The organism is Peribacillus sp. TH14 (genome assembly GCF_016651145.1).
Lineage (GTDB): Bacteria > Bacillota > Bacilli > Bacillales > DSM-1321 > Peribacillus > Peribacillus butanolivorans.
Genome location: NZ_JAEKEK010000001.1, coordinates 493844 through 511193, shown reverse-complemented (window position 1 = coordinate 511193; position 17350 = coordinate 493844). Strand labels below are relative to the sequence as shown.

14 protein-coding genes are annotated in these 17350 nt (G+C 38.9%); 9 read left to right on the top strand and 5 right to left on the bottom strand.

The features are described from left to right. Window positions 1-19: 19 nt before the first annotated feature. Both JFU50_RS02605 and cphA read left to right on the top strand, forming a co-directional pair. The gene (locus tag JFU50_RS02605; RefSeq protein ID WP_053345089.1) at window positions 20-832 is read left to right on the top strand and encodes a cyanophycinase; all 813 of its coding nucleotides are present in this window, start codon (window positions 20-22) and stop codon (window positions 830-832) included. Next, window positions 829-3450 carry a cyanophycin synthetase gene (gene cphA / locus JFU50_RS02600; RefSeq protein ID WP_201221576.1) on the top strand — a complete coding sequence of 874 codons (2622 nt, stop codon included), beginning with the start codon at window positions 829-831 and terminating at the stop codon, window positions 3448-3450. Before JFU50_RS02605 ends, cphA begins: the two co-directional genes overlap by 4 nt. A gap of 206 nt (window positions 3451-3656) precedes the next feature. Here the strand turns inward: cphA and JFU50_RS02595 are convergent, their stop codons facing one another. From JFU50_RS02595 to JFU50_RS02585, 3 genes are all read right to left on the bottom strand, one after another. Further along, window positions 3657-7985, bottom strand: a complete 4329-nt coding sequence (locus JFU50_RS02595; RefSeq protein WP_201221574.1) for a S8 family peptidase — start codon at window positions 7983-7985, stop codon at window positions 3657-3659. Between the two features lie 427 nt (window positions 7986-8412). Next, window positions 8413-9231, bottom strand: a complete 819-nt coding sequence (gene yidC / locus JFU50_RS02590; RefSeq protein ID WP_201221572.1) for a membrane protein insertase YidC — start codon at window positions 9229-9231, stop codon at window positions 8413-8415. 28 nt (window positions 9232-9259) lie between these two features. Then, complete coding sequence (locus JFU50_RS02585) at window positions 9260-9547, bottom strand: hypothetical protein (protein ID WP_201181692.1); 288 nt, start codon at window positions 9545-9547, stop codon at window positions 9260-9262. Window positions 9548-9862: 315 nt separating this feature from the next. Between JFU50_RS02585 and JFU50_RS02580 the strand changes: the two genes are divergently transcribed. Further along, window positions 9863-10468, top strand: coding sequence for a transporter (locus tag JFU50_RS02580; RefSeq protein WP_242485308.1), 606 nt, complete (start codon window positions 9863-9865; stop codon window positions 10466-10468). Window positions 10469-10525: 57 nt separating this feature from the next. Here the strand turns inward: JFU50_RS02580 and JFU50_RS02575 are convergent, their stop codons facing one another. Then, window positions 10526-11344, bottom strand: coding sequence for a glycerophosphodiester phosphodiesterase family protein (locus JFU50_RS02575; RefSeq protein ID WP_201221570.1), 819 nt, complete (start codon window positions 11342-11344; stop codon window positions 10526-10528). 243 nt (window positions 11345-11587) lie between these two features. Here JFU50_RS02575 and JFU50_RS02570 point away from each other — a divergent pair, with 243 nt between their 5' ends. Beyond that, window positions 11588-12904, top strand: coding sequence for an MFS transporter (locus JFU50_RS02570; RefSeq protein WP_201221568.1), 1317 nt, complete (start codon window positions 11588-11590; stop codon window positions 12902-12904). Window positions 12905-12958: 54 nt separating this feature from the next. On the opposite strand, the gene JFU50_RS02565 is transcribed toward JFU50_RS02570, so the two are convergent. After that, a complete protein-coding gene (locus JFU50_RS02565) occupies window positions 12959-13375 on the bottom strand; it encodes an organic hydroperoxide resistance protein (RefSeq protein ID WP_053345094.1) in 417 nt (138 codons plus the stop codon). 195 nt (window positions 13376-13570) lie between these two features. Here JFU50_RS02565 and JFU50_RS02560 point away from each other — a divergent pair, with 195 nt between their 5' ends. The 5 genes from JFU50_RS02560 (at window position 13571) to JFU50_RS02540 (ending at window position 17346) form a co-directional block, all read left to right on the top strand. Next, window positions 13571-13954 (top strand): GntR family transcriptional regulator, encoded by a 384-nt coding sequence (locus tag JFU50_RS02560; protein WP_053345095.1) that lies wholly within the window; start codon window positions 13571-13573, stop codon window positions 13952-13954. Then, window positions 13951-14850: an ABC transporter ATP-binding protein gene (locus tag JFU50_RS02555; protein ID WP_053345096.1), complete on the top strand. Its 900-nt coding sequence runs from the start codon at window positions 13951-13953 to the stop codon at window positions 14848-14850. Before JFU50_RS02560 ends, JFU50_RS02555 begins: the two co-directional genes overlap by 4 nt. Beyond that, on the top strand, window positions 14825-15496 hold the full coding sequence (locus JFU50_RS02550; protein WP_201221566.1) for a hypothetical protein: 672 nt from the start codon (window positions 14825-14827) through the stop codon (window positions 15494-15496). Before JFU50_RS02555 ends, JFU50_RS02550 begins: the two co-directional genes overlap by 26 nt. A gap of 133 nt (window positions 15497-15629) precedes the next feature. Next, entirely contained in the window at window positions 15630-16790 is a 1161-nt protein-coding gene (locus JFU50_RS02545) for a DUF6449 domain-containing protein (protein WP_207198770.1), read from the top strand. Between the two features lie 19 nt (window positions 16791-16809). Beyond that, the gene (locus JFU50_RS02540; protein ID WP_201181684.1) at window positions 16810-17346 is read left to right on the top strand and encodes an RNA polymerase sigma factor; all 537 of its coding nucleotides are present in this window, start codon (window positions 16810-16812) and stop codon (window positions 17344-17346) included. Window positions 17347-17350 lie beyond the last annotated feature (4 nt).

The following is a 17350-nucleotide window of genomic DNA, read 5'->3' as shown; positions in this document are numbered from 1 at the left end:
GTAAAGGTGAGTATGAGCAATGAATTGTGGTGAATTACTTATCATCGGTGGGGCTGAGGATAAGTGCCTTGAAGGTGAAGTATTAAATAAATTTGTCGAACTCGCGATACGCGCTAAAGGTGGAATTGGCATCCTGCCTACAGCGAGTGAAATTCCTGAAGAAGTGAGTAAAGAGTATATCAGGATTTTTAGAGACTTAGGCGTGAGCAAGGTTGAAGTTATCAAGTTGAATTCAAGAAAGGATGCAGAGGAACAGGCCATTTGTGAACAACTGGCCTCTTTTTCAGCTATCTTTATAACCGGAGGAAACCAAAGCCGATTATCCGAGCTTATTGGGCAGTCAAAATTTCACAATACTCTATCAAAGGCCTGGCATAATGGAATGGTTCTAGCTGGGACAAGTGCGGGTGCTTCAATTATGGGTAAGCAAATGATTGTCGCAGCTGACACGATGCTGAATGATGATAAATTAAAAGTGGAGATTGGAAAAGGGTTCGGCTTTCTAGACGGCCTGCTTATTGATCAACATTTTTCGCAGCGTGGTCGCTTTGATCGACTTTTAAGTGCGATAGCAGAAAATAAAGAAATTATTGGTATAGGTATTGATGAAAATACAGCAATATTAGTGAAAGATGGACAATTTGAAGTATTTGGTCAACATCAGGTTTTAGTGCTTGATGGAAGCAAAAGTGATTATATCAATATCACGTCTTCTGAAAATGGCAGTGAAGAGTTGACCCTCTCAGGGTTTCAGCTTCATACACTTACAAGAGGCTATCGTTTTGACTTGCATACAAGAAAATTGTTGATGAAAAAGGGGATCCAATCATGATAATCAATCGAGTCCGTTTTTTAAAAGGGCCAAATTATTTTTCTTATACACCAACGATCTGTATAGAATTAGATATAGAGGAACTGGAAAAACAGCCATCTGATGCTATTCCGGGGTTTAATGAAAAGTTGTTAAAGACTCTCCCTAACCTTGGCAGCCATACTTGTTCACAAGGATATCAAGGCGGATTCACTGAGAGGCTGAAACGGGGTACTTGGATGGGCCATATTTTGGAGCATATGACGATTGAACTCCAAAATATGGCTGGAATCAATGCCATTCGTGGAAAAACGATTATGATGAAAAAACAAGGGCTTTATTATGTTACCTATGACTATCAGGAGCCTAAGTCAGGTCTTCAAGCATTTTTAGCTGCAAAAGAAATCGTAGAAGCTATCCTGAATGATGAAAAACATATTAATGTACAATTATATGTGAACCAAATTGAACAGTTATATTATAAAAATAAACTTGGTCCTAGTACCGAAGCCATTTATCAGGCGGCTCACTCAAAAAAAATCCCTGTCGAACGAATAGGCGAAGAGAGTTTACTGCGCTTAGGAACTGGTTCAAGGCAGAAGTATGTCCAGGCGACAATTTCAAGCCAAACTTCAAATATCGCCGTTGAGAATTCCTGTGATAAATCATTGACCAAGGCTATTTTAAAAGGTTGCAGTCTCCCAGTACCAGAAGGAGAAATCGCCTACTCAATAGAAGGTATATTTGACTCAGCCGACAGGCTTGGTTTCCCGCTTGTTATAAAACCGTATAACGGCAGACAGGGCCAGGGTGTAATAACCCATATCAAAAATAAGGATGAGTTGTTTAATGTGATCCATTGTTTGGATTCTCATGTGGAAAAATACATTGTGGAACGTCATTTTGAAGGACATGATTATCGGTTACTGATAGTCAACGGAGAGCTAACAGCTACAAGTTTGCGGCTTCCTCCCTATGTTATTGGGAATGGAAAAGAGACGTTACGCAGATTGATAGAAAAGGAAAACCTCAATTCGTTGCGGGGAGACGGACATGAAAAGCCGATGTCAAAAATTCCACTTACACATACGGTAACGTGTTACTTGGAGAAATCGAACCGGAACCTTGATACTATTCCGAAACAAGGTGAGCTGGTCCAAGTTGTCGGTAATGCGAACCTTTCAACTGGTGGAAAGGCAATTGATGTAACGGACCAGGTTCATCCAACTATTAGGAATATGGCGATAGCTGCTGCCAAAGCTATCGGATTGGATATTGCGGGAATAGATTTAATCTGTCAGGATATATCAAAACCTTTCAATCATTTAAAAACGGCAATAATTGAAGTGAATGCTGCACCAGGGATTCGAATGCATCATTATCCAAGTGAAGGAAAAAAAAGGGATGTTGGCAAAGCCATCGTAGATTATTTATTCCCAACTCAAGAAGAGGCCACTATCCCGATTATTGCAGTAACTGGAACAAATGGAAAGACAACAACAACCCGATTGGTTCATTATTTTCTTTCAGATGTGAAAACAAAGGTTGGAATGACGAATTCAGATGGAGTGTATATCGGCGAAGAGGTATTGGTACAAGGTGACTGCAGTGGCCCTATTAGTGCAAGAACGATATTGGCCCATCCTGAAGTCGATGTAGCTGTTTTAGAAACAGCACGAGGAGGAATTCTTCGTGAAGGTCTAGCTTTTCGTCAATGTGATGTTGGTATTATTACAAATGTGAGTGAAGATCACCTTGGCTGTGATGGTATTGAAACACTAGACGATCTCGTTAAATTAAAGAGGCTAGTAGCTGAGGTCGTTCAAAAAACGGGTTATTGTGTTTTGAATGCCGATGATCCGAATGTAGCTGCTATGGCAGAGTATACTGATGGAGAGGTTATATACACCTCTACATATGCCACTCAGCCATTGGTGAAAGCCGCGATTAATGAAGGACGTAAGGTTTGGTTTGTTGATGAACAAGGTATAATCAGTTATTCATCAGATGGTGTGATACATCAATTTATGGATTGCACTCAAATCCCAATAACGATTTCTGGCATGGCGCGACATAATATCGCTAATTTACTTCAAGCGTTAGCCGCGGCACATACGCAAGGTATTTCAATGGAAGAATTACGAAAGAAGGCTATTGCGTTTATGCCTGATAAAAAATTGTCTAAAGGACGTTTCAATTTAAAAAAACTAAAAGAACGAACCGTTATTATCGATTACGCCCATAACGTAGCAGGGTTGCAGGCCATTTTCGATACGGTTAGTGCCTATAACAGAAATCGCATTATCACTGTTTTGGCAGGACCAGGAGACCGTATTGACGAAGAAATCATCAGATTGTCAGAGGTCGTAGCAAAACATTCAGATCTGTTCATCATTAAAGAAGACGATGATTTACGGGGAAGAGTACCGTTGGAGGTAGCCGAGCTGCTTCGGGAAGCTGCGATAGAAGAAGGATTACATAAAGATAAGACATATATCGTACCTAATGAATTAGACGCATTCGTAAAAGCGTGGGAAGTATCACAACCGGGTGATCTTTTATTATTCTTTTACACGGATTTCGACTATGTAGATCAGTTTTTCGAAACAGTTTCAAAAAATCTATTGCCGAAGAAATAAAAAAGTAAATTCCGCTCAATCTTGAGGGGGATTTACTTTTTAATTATATAAACTTCCCTTTTTCTATCTATGGAATTAGATAAATGTCCTTTTCAAAGCAGGGAAGATGTGAGGCATTTTATAGAGTCAAAGAAAATTGCACTAATATTTGTATTAAAAAAGCCATGCTTCCGGCCGTTAGGCATAGAAAGCATGGCTTTTGCATTTTACTTTTTAGCGTTAATCCAAAGCTTACCTGCCGCTCTTTGTGTTGTAATATTACCATAGCTATCTGCTGCTTTTACTTCCACAACAGCACCAGGTGCCTTTACATTCGTTGTGGCGGTATAGTAGCCGACATAATGTCCTGAAGATGTTTCTTTCATTGGTAATTCAGTTGCATTCGCAATGCCTCCTGCATTTGTCAGAGGCATCAAAATGGAGAAATTTGCTGCCAAGCCAGGTTCACTGTCGAATTCGATTTTAACCGATTCACCGCTTTTTAAGATTTTATCCTCATTTGGCACTAAATCGGAAATTTCTGGAGCGGTATATTTTACATCGATGGAGACAGATTTAGTGACTTTATTGCCTGCCTTATCTTGAGCAACCACCTTAATTTTATTGATTCCTTTGTCCAGTAGAAGGCGATAGGAGAAGGTGTTATCTTTCACATCGGCCTTCTGTCCGTTTACTTTAACTGAATTAAGATTATCATCCGAAACTGTTCCCTTAACAGTAACTGTTTCACGATTTACTTTGCTGCCATCTGTAGGTGAAGTAATTGCTAGTTCCGGATTAGCGGTATCCAATATCACCTTTACAGGCAAAGAGGCCTCAGTTGAACCTTGGCTTGTCCGAGCTTTTGCTGTCAAAGTATTTTCACCGTTGCTTAATGTGACCGGAACAGCGAAGGTTCCTTTATCAGTAGAATCCGTACTTGCTACTTTCTCCCCTTTGTTAAAAATATCTACTTTTGTTGTAGGTGCAGATGTACCTTCAACCGTTACTTCTTTTTGATTTGAATAAGCACCGTCTTTAGGTGAGATAATTACAGGTTCCTTCACTTCGTAATCGACAGTGGCACGAATCATATAATTTCCTTCCTCAGTTGGGGATTGCGACCATGAATCGCTGACTCCCTGCCAGCTTCGTCCTGCATTTGGTCCATCTTCATCAGTAGCTAATCCTGGTGCATTCGGATTGGCCTTTGTTTGGGTATAAACAATAAAGAAATCACCTTCAACCATGATTCCATGTTCGCTCAAATCAACATGTGTCCATTGACCGTCGCGCAACGCAGTCTCATTAAAAGGACCTGCGATTTTTTTGCCTGGCGACCCATCTGTTCCCGATGCATCATACACCGAAACTTGGAATTCAGTCCCGCCTGGAGCAGGCCATGTGGTATCCCAGAAACGTAAAAGGGCGCCGGTTACATTTGCCGTTTTATTTCCCGAAGCTAACGACATTTTCACAGCCCAGCTATTGCCTGCCGTATTAAAGGCTCGGGCGTTTTCTGCTGTTCCGTCGTCATACTTAATCTCATCTGGGTACCCGATGAACGGTTTCAGTTCAATATCTTTCCTAGAGCTGTTACCGTCCGAAATCGTTACGGATGCTTCACTGCCGTAATAAGAAGGAGCCATGACTTTCAAAGTATATTTTCCTTCATAAGCGGATAGAGTGTATTCACCGTCCGAATTTGTAGTCACTGGCTTAATAGCGGCATCCTCAAGAAAGTATACGGTAGCACCAGAGACTGGTTCGCCAGTAATTTTGTTGGTGATTGTACCGTTGATTGTTCCTTTTGGAATTTCTTGAAGCGTAAAGTTAGCAGTTGATGTTGCATCTTGTTCGACGTTGACTGTTGCTGTTTGTGATCGATAACCGTATGTTTCTGCTTGCAATGTGTATGAACCTGATGCATGCGTAAGTTGGTAAGATCCATCTTGCGGGTTTGTATAAACAGATCTTCCAGTTTCTAAAACACTGACCTGTGCCTGTAATGGAAGAAGTACTGGGGCAGGCTGGTCTTTTTCAGGTGCTTTTTTCACTTTATCTGCAATTGGCTTAATTTTATCAGGGTCAACTTTTGGCTTAGCTGAAACAGAAGAGTCAGACTTGATAACGCCTAGTCCTGTTTTAGCTTTTGCAGCCGGCTGCAGGGAAGTATCAGCCAATTTAACATCATCAATATACCAGCCAGGTTTTTGGACTGAACCATCAGATGTGACATTAAAGGCAATATAGATTCTTTCTCCAGCATATTGGCTTAAGTTAACTTCACCATCGATCCAACTATTTGACTTATCATTAAAACGAGCCGCTTGTACCCAGTTTGTTCCGTTTGTAGAGATAAATACATGTCCGAAATCATAATTTTTTTCAAGTTCGAACCAATGTTTAAATTGTAAATAGCTTGTGCCTTCAGGAACATCGACTGGAGGCATGGATAGGCTCATATTGGCACTATTAGCATAGTTTCCAGCCAGGTTTGTAGCATAAACCTTTTGACCTGATGCTGCAGAGCCAGGTCCACTTGTCGGAATACCCCATTCCCAGTTATTGTTTGTGCCGGAAGAGGTCCATCCAATAGGATCTTGTTCAAAGTCCTCTGTATAACCCACACTGATTCCTGGCAATAGCTCAACGGTATAAGAGTCAGTAGCTGTTACTGAGCCTCCGAAGTCAGTTGCGGTCCATTTATAAGAGACTGAATCTTCAGTCAGCTCTGAGCCTGGAATCGTGGCTTCATACGTTCCTGATTTATAGTCACCGCTCGTTCTCTCAGCCTTGACTTCAACCCAAGTTCCGTCGGCTTTTTGGTAGCTAAGTTTAACGGTAGTGACACTTACATTATCTGACACTTCAGCTTGAAGTGTTATATCCATTTTTTTATACGAATTTTTTGGTGCCTTATGGGAAATGACAGCTGCTTCTGAGTCATCTCCAGCTTTGGTAACTTTACCCTCAATTTTCCCAAGTCCGCTTACAACAGAGGAAACTGCATCAAATGCATTAACAAGGCCATAGCCGTAAGCATGGTTGGGACTTGTCGGATAATTATTGTCTGTCAAAGGAGTGGAAGTTGTAAGTAAGATTTCCTCAAGCTGGTCAACAGTTAAGCTGGCATTTGCTTGTCGTAATAGAGCAGCAACCGCTGAAATGTGAGGACCTGCCATTGAAGTGCCATTCCAGCCGCCTTCATATGCACCGCCAGGAATGGCAGAACGAATGTTAACGCCTGGTGCGGAGATGTCAGGTTTAATTTCTCCATATGGAGATGGACCACGTAAAGAGAAACTGCCAACTTGGTTGTTAAGATCTGTTGCTCCAGTGGCAAAGGCCTCTGGATAGTTTGCTGGATTTGCTACTGAACCAGCACCGCCGGGATTAGACAATGTGGTATTTCCAGCAGAGAATTCAGGAAATATCTCGGCAGCTTTCCATGCTTGTACCATTGGGCGATACCACTCGTCGAGTCCAGCTCCGCCGCCCCAAGAGTTATTGACAACATCTGGTGCTTTCTCAGGATGAGGATTACCAGCAGCATCTTTTGGAGCGATAACCCATTCGCCTGCTTCTAATAAATCAATGTCTGAACCGCCATCGTTAGAAAAGGCTTTAACTGAAATGAATGTGGCACCTGGAGCAACTCCGATTTGATTTGCACCATTTGATTCAGAGCCCACCATCGTACCAATTGTGTGAGTTCCATGATCTAAATCATCATATGGTGAAGCTTGTCCGCTTACAGCATCAAACCAGTTATATTCATTATTTGGAACATCTGGATTGGCAGGGTTATACCCGCGGTACTTTGTTTTCAAGGCCGGGTGGTTCCATTGGACACCTGTATCGATAGAAGCAATAACCGTTCCTGCTCCATCAATGCCCATGTTCCATACAGCAGGAGCACCGATTTTTTCAATATTCCACTCAATTGAAGAGGTATCGGCTTTTGTTTTGCTCGCTTCTGAGCCTTTAAGGGTCTTTGCAGCTGCAGTCTTACTTGCCGGCTGAATTAGCTGCCTAGTCTCATTTGGCATAATTTTTTCTACTTCAGGAAAAGCAGCGATTTGCTCCATAACATCCTTTGTAGCTGTCACGGCAATCGCATTAACAATATAAAAGGATTGAAAATCTTTCGCCTTACCAGCTTTTTCTTGCTTATCTAAGTAGTTTTTAATATTCGCTTGTGTTTGAAGAGCTGTAGCACGAAGCTCAGATACTACACTTGATCGTTTAAGTAACTTTGAATTACTCGCAGATAACTTTTGTGATTTTGCTGTTTTTGCAGCCTTTGAGGATACGTCTTTGGTGTCTACTTGCTCTTTGAATTTAACGAGAAACGTTACCTGATCATTTTTTTTAAACTGAGTAAGTACTTTTGAGGCGACTTTCTTTTGATTCTTCCCCGTTAATTCATCTTTAGCGGAGGTATGGATTTTGTTTGAAGTTGCTGCGATAGAGTTTGTTGGAATTATCAGCGATCCAATAAGCATGATAGCGAATATTAACGCTAACCATTTCGTTCTTCGTTTTTTTTGCAATTTTTTTCCCCCTATTCTATTTTCAAAGAACAAAAAATTCGACCAGTCTACAGGTACAATGCACCTCCATTCTTTCTAGATGGCCAGTATGTAGAACACTGATGTTCCTTTAATGATAACGAACAGGTAAACAAGAAAATTGTCATATTTTGGGATGTAAAACTCGGATTATCGAAAATGAACATATTGTAGGAATGTATATTTTGGGAAAATAAGGAATTATACCTTTCTTCGTGATAAATATAATGGTAAATTATAGAAAAAATATACTATTATACGAGTGTCAAAAGAACTTTCTTTGTATTAGATTATTAAAAATGGTAATAAAGAATTAAAAATACATGTCTGCAGAAATTTATTGACATGTTTATTATTTTTTATTTTTTGGAAAGAAAGAATGAACCTACAATTTTTGTATTTATTATGGTTAAATAAACGAAAAAAAGCTAATCCAATTTGGATTAGCTTTTTTCATAATCGTTTCTTTTACGACAGTGACAGCGGGTTGATCTTTCTTATATACTCGCTGAAGTACAATAGACTGAACAATCATAAATAATCCACCTATTGACCAATAAAGAGGTAATGCAGCAGGCGCAGAGAAAGAAATGAATAAAATCATTGCTGGTGAGAGCAGGCTCATCATTTTCATTTGTTTCTGCTGTTCCTCTGGCATTTGTCTCATTGAAATGACCGATTGGAAATAATAGATGACGCCGGCGATGATTGCCATGGCGATATTCGGTTGGCCAAGGCTGAACCACAGGAAGCTATGTGTCGCAATTTCATGAGAACCTTGAATCGCATAATAAAAGCCCATTAAGATTGGCATTTGAATCAAAAGTGGAAGACAGCCCATATTTAAAGGATTGACTCCATGTTTTTGATAAAGCTGCATCATTTCCTGTTGCAGAGCCTTTTGTTTTGCTGGATCCTTTGTTTCTTTAATTTTCTGTTGTATTGCTGTCATTTCTGGTTTTAGCCCATTCATTTTGGTTTTCATACTGAGCTGTGTTTTATATTGCTTGGCAGTCAATGGAAGCAAAACGAGACGTATGAAAAATGTCATCATAATGATGCTTAGACCATAGTTCCCGTTAAATAAATTAGCATTAAATTCAAGCATCTTTGTCATTGGGTTAACCAATGCAGTATGAAATGGGCCGCTTGTAGTCGCCGAACATCCTGTCAACAGGATGGTTGATAAAAATAGAGCTGAAATAAGTAAAATATTTTTCTTTTTCAAAATAATTTCCTCCTCGAATTGTTTTTAATTAAACAATGGAAAGGAGGCTTGGCTCATCTGAATCATCAGGCGAGTCCTTTTGACGAATATAAGTGAAAAAGCGCTGTGCTCCACGCCAGTCATAAATGCTACCTGTATAAACAGCGGATTCACCATGACCTGAATGAACAGAAGCTTGATATTTATCGTTTAAGAGTGACTGCTTTTTATTTAAGAAGTAAAACGCTGCCAGTGGAAAGACAAAGGTAAACAAGTATCCTGCCCATACCGCATGGCGAACGGTTTGATAATCAAATTCTAACAATAATTCCCACATAGGAATCCCTCGTTTTTTCTAAGATAAAAAAATTGTAAGATTGGTTCTCGGCTAACAAGAGAAACGCTTTAGAGCCAAATAGCGACTATATAATTTTTCAAAATATAAATCACTAGTAACACTATAACAAATTCTAGGCCAAGAATGCTAAAAATATAGGGATTTTTTCAAAAAATAAACAGGTAATTTTTTCTGATATATAATTCTGATCATTAATACATCATTAGAAAGTCTGCATTAAGAGAGGTAAATAAAGCACACATGGTCATTCGTCTACATATGGATAAATGAAGTTCAAATATGAGGTGAAAAGGTATGAAATCATACGAACCATCTAATCAACAAAACGACTATAACGGTATTGAAAATAACCTTTATCCAAATGAATATACCACATATATTGACAATGGTTTCTTGTCGGACCCATATCATTTAGGAAATCAGGTTTTAGGAGAAAGACAGCGGCCACCAGGACCACCGCAAGGAGGAGGTCAACCGCCGCCGCGACCACCACAAGGGGGAGGAGGTCAACCGCCGCCGCGGCCACCACAAGGGGGAGGAGGTCAACCGCCGCCGCGGCCACCACAAGGGGGAGGAGGTCAACCGCCGCCGCGACCACCGCAAGGAGGAGGAGGTCAACCGCCTCGACCACCACAAGGAGGAGGACCTCCTCACAAAGCGCCGCCGCTATTTATTCCACAGTTTCCTGGTGGAATGATTAAGGCCATTGACGCTGGTTCAATGAAAGGATGTTTATACCAAAATACGTATGTATGGTTAATAAATGGCCGCTCATTTTGGTTTTACCCTACCTATGTTGGCTATAATTCTGTGGCTGGATATCGATGGAGACCAAGTCAGCAACGTTGGGCCTACTATGGAACGGACGCGAGTGAAATACGCTCTTTTCAATGTTATTAAAAAAACCAATCCACAAAAGTGGATTGGTTTTTTTGTAAACTAATTTACCTATGAGGTTTAATCTATAAAATAATCTGGGAAATCGGATATGATTCCATCCAATTTCATCTTCTTTAACATGTGAATTTGTTTTTTATTGTTGACGGTCCATGTAAATACTTTCATCCCGTGCTCTTGGATTCGCATTTGCAGCTTGGTACTCAAAATGGTTTGTTTTGGATTTAAAAACGAAGCAAACTCTGCTATTTCTTTCAATTTTTGATCAGAAATACGCCGCTTTATCAATACCCCGACTGGAATGTCTGGCATTAATTGATGAAACCTTTTCATGGATTCCATATCAAACGAATGAACCAGAATTCTTTTTTTATCTGATGTATAATCCTCTCTTTTGCTTAATTCTTCTGCAAGTTTCTTTTCAACTCCAGGGTAAAGAGATGGATGCTTTATTTCTATTAATATTCCAACCTCAGACCGGAAATTTTCAAATATCTCGCTAAGTAAAGGAACTCTTTCGTCCTTAAAACGAGCATGAAACCAGCTTCCAGCATCCAATTCCTTTAATTCAGCTACTGTGTAATCTCGAAGGTTTCCTTTTCCGTTTGTAGTTCGATCGAGTGTAGAATCATGATGAACCACTAGGATACCATCTTTACTAAGATGAATATCGACTTCTAGGAAATCAGCGCCCAATTCAATCGCTTTATAATAGGATGCCATCGTATTCTCAGGGCAATATCCAGATGCCCCGCGATGTCCAATCTTGAGGGGGGAATGCTGCATAGTGAAGTTGTCTGGGAAGTTACTTTTCGTTTTTTTTAAGTAGAGCACCAACAGGACCAGTATAGTTACCAAGATAAGAAAAAATGCTATCACCTTGCACACTCCCTTTGCTAACATTAATCAAAACTTTTTGCAATCTTTTACCCCTATGATAAATAAAATAAAAGACCTCTGTATACTGATAACCTCTTTTAATCATGTATTTTAAGTGGTAAGAAATCATGAATTGGATCTGGCTTTCATTATGCAGCTAATTATTGTTTTTTTATCTTAAAAGGATTTTATAGGTATGTATGGAATACTTATAAATTAAGTCTATGATAAGGGGGAAGGCAGATGCAACTGCAATTGAAACCGAATTCTAAAAAATGGAAGGGTAATCTAAGTTTATATTTTTCCCTTCCAATTCTCTCTTGGGCCTTTTACGATTTTGCCAACACGATTTTTTCTTCTAATATTAATACAATTTTCTTTCCCTTCTTTCTTCAGGAACAAATCGGAGAAAATGCTGTTCTTGATCAGATTGCTAGTACCTTCATTTCTTATGCGAATGCGATTGCCAGTTTATTTCTTGTTCTGTTTTCTCCACTATTTGGTGTAATGATTGACCGAACAGGAAAGATGAAGAAATATATCATAATTTTCACATTGGTTTCAGTTGCAGCGACTTTTTTAATGGGGATTTTTGGTGGTCTATCGTTGGAAGGAAATCTTCTTGGTATCCCAATTTCCTTAGTGATTGTCATTATTTTATTTGTGATAGCAAAGTTTTTCTATCATTCAAGTCTTGTTTTCTATGATACGATGATGAGCGATCTAGGCACGAAGCAGCAATTGCCGCTAATATCAGGGTTTGGTGTCGCTGTAGGCTACATTGGAACGCTTGTCGGTCTGTCCATCTATCCATTTATTAGTAAAGGGAGTTCACATGAAGCCTTTATCCCCACCTCTATCTTATTTCTGATTTTTTCCCTTCCATTATTCTTTTTTCTAAAAGATACGCCAAAACAGCAAAAGGTAAAACAACCTTTTTTTTCAGGTTATAAGGAAATTATAGCAACATTTAAAGAGATGAGATCTTATCAATTAGTATTCACATTTATGATTGCGTATTTTTTCTTAAATGATGCAATTGCGACAACAATTGGCATGATGGCCGTTTACGCGAAGACCGTTGTTGGATTTTCTTCAGGTGGATTCATTTTACTTTATCTGGTCTCAACGGTATCCAGTATTATTGGTTCGTTTCTATTTGGGTATATAACTCAGGCAAAGGGCCCACGGCTTGCAGTTACATATGTGGGTATTCTGCTCCTAGTCGCCTTATTTGTGGCGGTCTTTGCCCAAACGCCTCTTTGGTTCTGGATTGCCGGGAGCATGTTTGGCATTGCACTCGGGTCGATGTGGGTAACATCCCGGACATTCATTATTGAATTGACACCAGTGGAGAAAAGGGGGCAGTTTTTTGGACTCTTTGCATTCTCAGGAAAAGTTTCTTCAATAATAGGTCCTCTTATGTATGGAACAATTACGTTAATTTTCCATGACCTCGGCACACTGGCTAGCCGGATGGCATTAGGCTCACTGATTATCATGACAGTAATCGGGCTATGCTTCCTATTGAAAATGAAGAATTTAGAAGGAGTTAAATAAAAAAGAATGAGCTCAGCAAAGGCTGGGCCCATTCTTTTTAAAAAAAATGAATGTTTATACCAAATTCAATGTCACGTCGAGATTCCCACGAATTGATTTTGAATAGGGACAGGTCATGTGAGCTTTTTTTGCAAAGTCTTCTGCTTCTTCCCGGCTAAGATCAGGGATGGAGATATCCAGCCTGACAGCCAATTTGAAACCACCGTCTTCTTCATCTTTCCCAATTGTGACATTTGCGGTCACAGAAGTATCAACTTTCTTTTTTGCTTTCTGCAGGACAAGATTCAATGCACTGTCAAAACAGGCAGCATATCCGGCGGCGAATAACTGTTCCGGGTTGGTTGCTTTCTCACCGGATCCACCTAATTCCTTCGGTGATCTTACATCAAAATCAAGAATACCATCCTCTGATTTCACATGTCCTTCACGACCACCGTGTACAGTAACGACTGCTGTATATAATGGTTTCAATGAAAACAACTCCTTTTTATATTCTTAAATTCTTTAGTTCCCTAATACAAGGCTAATTAAACAAAAGAATGAGAGGTAGGATAAGAATATGAACTATGTAATACTTCAAAAAAATGGTTTTAAATTGGAAGAAAATGTTTTATAATGAACTGTATTAGGAAGAGTAATACACTATGTGCAGAGAGGGGGGTGATGATGTTCGAGTTGGATGTGCAAAGTAGAAAACCTATTTATGAGCAATTGATGGATAAGATTAAGGAACTTATGATTAATGAAGTTTTGCAAGAACATAATCAACTTCCTTCTGTTAGAATATTGGCACAGAAATTGACCATCAATCCTAATACGATTCAAAAAGCTTACAAACAGCTTGAATTGGACGGATATATTTATACATTGCCGGGCAAAGGAAACTTTGTGGCACCTCCTAAAACTTTGAAGAATTCCTTAAAAGAAGAGAAGATAAAATCCGAACTTACAAAGGTTCTTGCTGAAGCACTGTATATTGGAATTGATAAAAATGAAATCTACAAGTTAGTTAAAGAAATTAGTGCTTTAGCCAAGGGGGGAGAGTCATGATTGAAATAAAACAGGTGAGTAAATTATATGAAGGAAAAGAAGCAATCAAGGATGTAACCTTGGTTATTCATGAAGGCTCAATTTTTGGGTTGTTAGGATCTAATGGTGCCGGAAAAACGACCCTTTTAAAAATGCTTTCGGGCAATTTAATTCAGGATTGCGGCGAGGTACTTATTGATCAATCCCATGTCTTTGAAAACCGAGAAGTGAAAAATCGTTGTTTCTTCCTTCCTGACACACCTTATTTCTTGGCTAACTATACTATTATGCAAATGGCAGGCTTTTATAGTCATATTTATAGTGACTGGAATCAAGAACGTTTCTATCAATTACAGGAAGTGTTTCCCATTCCCTTTCAAAATAAAATACATAAATTGTCAAAGGGGATGCAGAGACAGGTTGCTTTTTGGTTGGCTCTCTCAACCATGCCGGAAGTTCTCATTCTTGATGAACCCTTTGATGGGCTGGATCCGGTTATGCGCAAAAACGTGAAACAGTTGTTGATTCAGGATGTATCTGAACGGAAAATGACAATTTTGATTTCGTCCCACAACCTCCGGGAAATTGAAGATTTAGCCGATCATGTGGGAATATTACACAAAGGGGAACTTATTATCCAAAAAGATTTGGACGATTTAAAAGCGGATGTACATAAAGTACAGATTGCCTTCAAAAATAAGATTCCTTACGGGATTTATCGCGGAGTTCAAGTTCTTAATAAGGAGAGGCGAGGCAGCGTGATTGTATGCATTGTTAAGGGTAAGAAATCCGAGATTGAATCCCACTTTAATCAGTTTCAACCAGAAATATTCGATATGCTACCCCTTACTTTAGAGGAAATATTCATTTATGAAATGGGGGATATAGGTTATGTCATCCAGAATAACCTTGTTTAATAGAGAACTGATTATCTATATTTTCAGATGTTCCGGCTGGATAGGTTTCCTTTATTTTATCGGCCTCATCTTTGCGTTGCCTTTAGAAATTTTGACGATTGTTTTAAATGAAAATAGTGAATATGTAAAATTCGAAAATCTTTTTTCCAGTCAGCAGATGATACAATTCGTCTTAGTCATAGGTATCCCAGTGTTGCTTGCCATCTTCCTATTTCGGTTTTTGCAGATAAAACAAGCTTCGGACTTTATACATAGTTTACCGATTACTAGACGCAGCATTTATTTTCATATGATTGGAACGGGAATTGGCTTTATTATACTGCCTATTTTACTTACAGGCTTAATATTGATATTGTTCCACTCGGCAATAGATGTAGAGAGGCTGTATACCCTTGCAGATATTTGGTCCTGGATGGGAATTACATTTTTCATGGAAGCAATGATCTTTTCTGTGGCTGTTTTAGTAGGAATGGTTACGGGATTATCTGCCTTGCAAGGCCTACTAACTTATATCTTGCTTGCTTTACCGGTTGGCTTATTTGTTTTGTTTGTTGCTAATGTGAAGTTATTGCTAGCGGGATTTTCTGCAGATTATTATTTAAGTGCCAATATCAATAGCATTTCTCCATTATTAGTCTGCAACTGAGATGGAAAAAATGGAATTTTTTTCAGTTAATATATTAATCTATGGACTATTAATCTTGCTTTTTCTACTGATTTCGCTGTTTCTCTATGAGCGGAGAAAGTTGGAGCATGTCTCACAGGCATTTGTTTTTCCTATGATAAAACCGCTATTTAAGTTCGGATTGACGATAAGCATGATGTTGTTTACAGGATTTTATTTTAGCGAAACTACAGGGAAACTAGGATGGATATTTTTCGGCTATATTGTCGGATCATTGATTGGATATTATCTAGGTGAAATCGTCCTGCAAAAGACATGGCGAATCCGTGTCAATTTGAAAGGATTTGTATCATTTGCGGCGGTTATTATTTTGCTTGCTGTCATCCTAAAATTAGATCCTGTTCATTATGAGTCAAAGGTTCCTGATATAAAGATGATTAACCAAATTTATATTGGAAACAATCCACTACTCTATTATGAAGATAACTCTTCAAATGGTGAGTTCAATTATTTGAAAGAAAAAGAAAATATAGAAGCGCTGAGGTTATTGCATCAGCAAATTATCGAAAAAGGTAAAAAGGCTTCCATTGGTGATTTAAATATAAATCACTCTGTATTTCTTATGTATGAACTTAAGGATGGAAAACGAATAGCAAGAGAGTATCATTTGCAAAACTACGATTCATACCTGCCACTACTGGCGAAAATCTATGAGTCTAGTGAATATAAAAAAAACGTTAATGAGTTATTAAATGTGTCAACTGAGGATGTTTCTAAAATCAATATAACTGCGAGCGGAGAATTGGACAAATCTGTAAACATTACGGACAGTCAGGAGCTTAAAGAAGCTATACAGGCATTATCGGAAGACCTGAAAAATCAGTCGCTGGCTCAAATGACAAATTCTATTGGAGATTATGCGTCGATTGACATTCTTTTGAAGAATAACAATATTATTTATTTGAATTGGGATTCTTCTTATACTCAGTTTTCGAATTGGATGGAACAAACTGGGCAAGCAAAAGAGGCTAGGTTAACGGCTGATGAAATCTCTTATATTCTAGTAGCAAAGACTGATCCACAAATTTTTAATTCGATTTCTGAAAGTGAAGTTGTACAGCGAATTGAGAAGCAGTCAAATCGCTTAAAGCTTGATCAGACCTCGGAAATCGAGTCGGCAATTGATAACGCTCAAATCGATTGGGGAGGAGATTATTTAGCTGCCTTTTATTATAAAGATAGCAGAAATATTGATATCAAGAGCCTTTCTGGTGATCATGTTCCCGGCTTTATTTTGGAGCACTTTAACGAATGAGATGCGAGGAGGAACGAGTGTGAAAGAAAAGCGTTATTGCCAAACGCAAGATTTCACTTTGGTTTATCAATCCTTTTATAAGCGGATTTATTATATAGCCTTAGCGATTATTAAATGTCCTTTTCTGGCAGAGGATATTACCCAAGAAACCTATATAAAAGCCTATAATAAACTTCATACGATCAACAATAGGGAGAAGATAGGAGCATGGCTAGCATGCATCGCTACGAGAACAGCAATTGATTTTTCCCGTAAGCAAAAAAGGGGATGCCAATTAATTCAGCAGGAGATGGTGGATTGGGTAGAGAGCCAGGCATGCAGACAAGTGGTAGAGGAGAACGGTATTGATATTTGGACATTAAAAGAAGATGTCTCCAATCTCTTATGTAAATTGACTCAAAAACAAAGGGAGATATTGCTGCTGAAGGTAAATGGAGGATTAAAAGAACGTGAAATTGCCGCTATACTTGAGATAAATCAAGCAACTGTCAAAGTTAATCTATTTCGAGCTAGAAAACAGTTGAAGTACGCATTACAAATGCAGGCAGTTGCTTAAAAAG

Bases quoted from the DNA above. Each gene is read 5' to 3' on its own strand.
- JFU50_RS02555 (WP_053345096.1), top strand. From the start codon at position 13,951: ATGATTGAAATAAAACAGGTGAGTAAATTATATGAAGGAAAAGAAGCA.
- JFU50_RS02560 (WP_053345095.1), top strand. From the start codon at position 13,571: ATGTTCGAGTTGGATGTGCAAAGTAGAAAACCTATTTATGAGCAATTG.
- JFU50_RS02585 (WP_201181692.1), bottom strand. From the start codon at position 9,547: ATGTGGGAATTATTGTTAGAATTTGATTATCAAACCGTTCGCCATGCG.
- JFU50_RS02550 (WP_201221566.1), top strand. From the start codon at position 14,825: ATGTCATCCAGAATAACCTTGTTTAATAGAGAACTGATTATCTATATT.
- JFU50_RS02545 (WP_207198770.1), top strand. From the start codon at position 15,630: ATGATAAAACCGCTATTTAAGTTCGGATTGACGATAAGCATGATGTTG.
- JFU50_RS02570 (WP_201221568.1), top strand. From the start codon at position 11,588: ATGCAACTGCAATTGAAACCGAATTCTAAAAAATGGAAGGGTAATCTA.
- cphA (WP_201221576.1), top strand. From the start codon at position 829: ATGATAATCAATCGAGTCCGTTTTTTAAAAGGGCCAAATTATTTTTCT.
- JFU50_RS02605 (WP_053345089.1), top strand. From the start codon at position 20: ATGAATTGTGGTGAATTACTTATCATCGGTGGGGCTGAGGATAAGTGC.
- JFU50_RS02580 (WP_242485308.1), top strand. From the start codon at position 9,863: ATGAAATCATACGAACCATCTAATCAACAAAACGACTATAACGGTATT.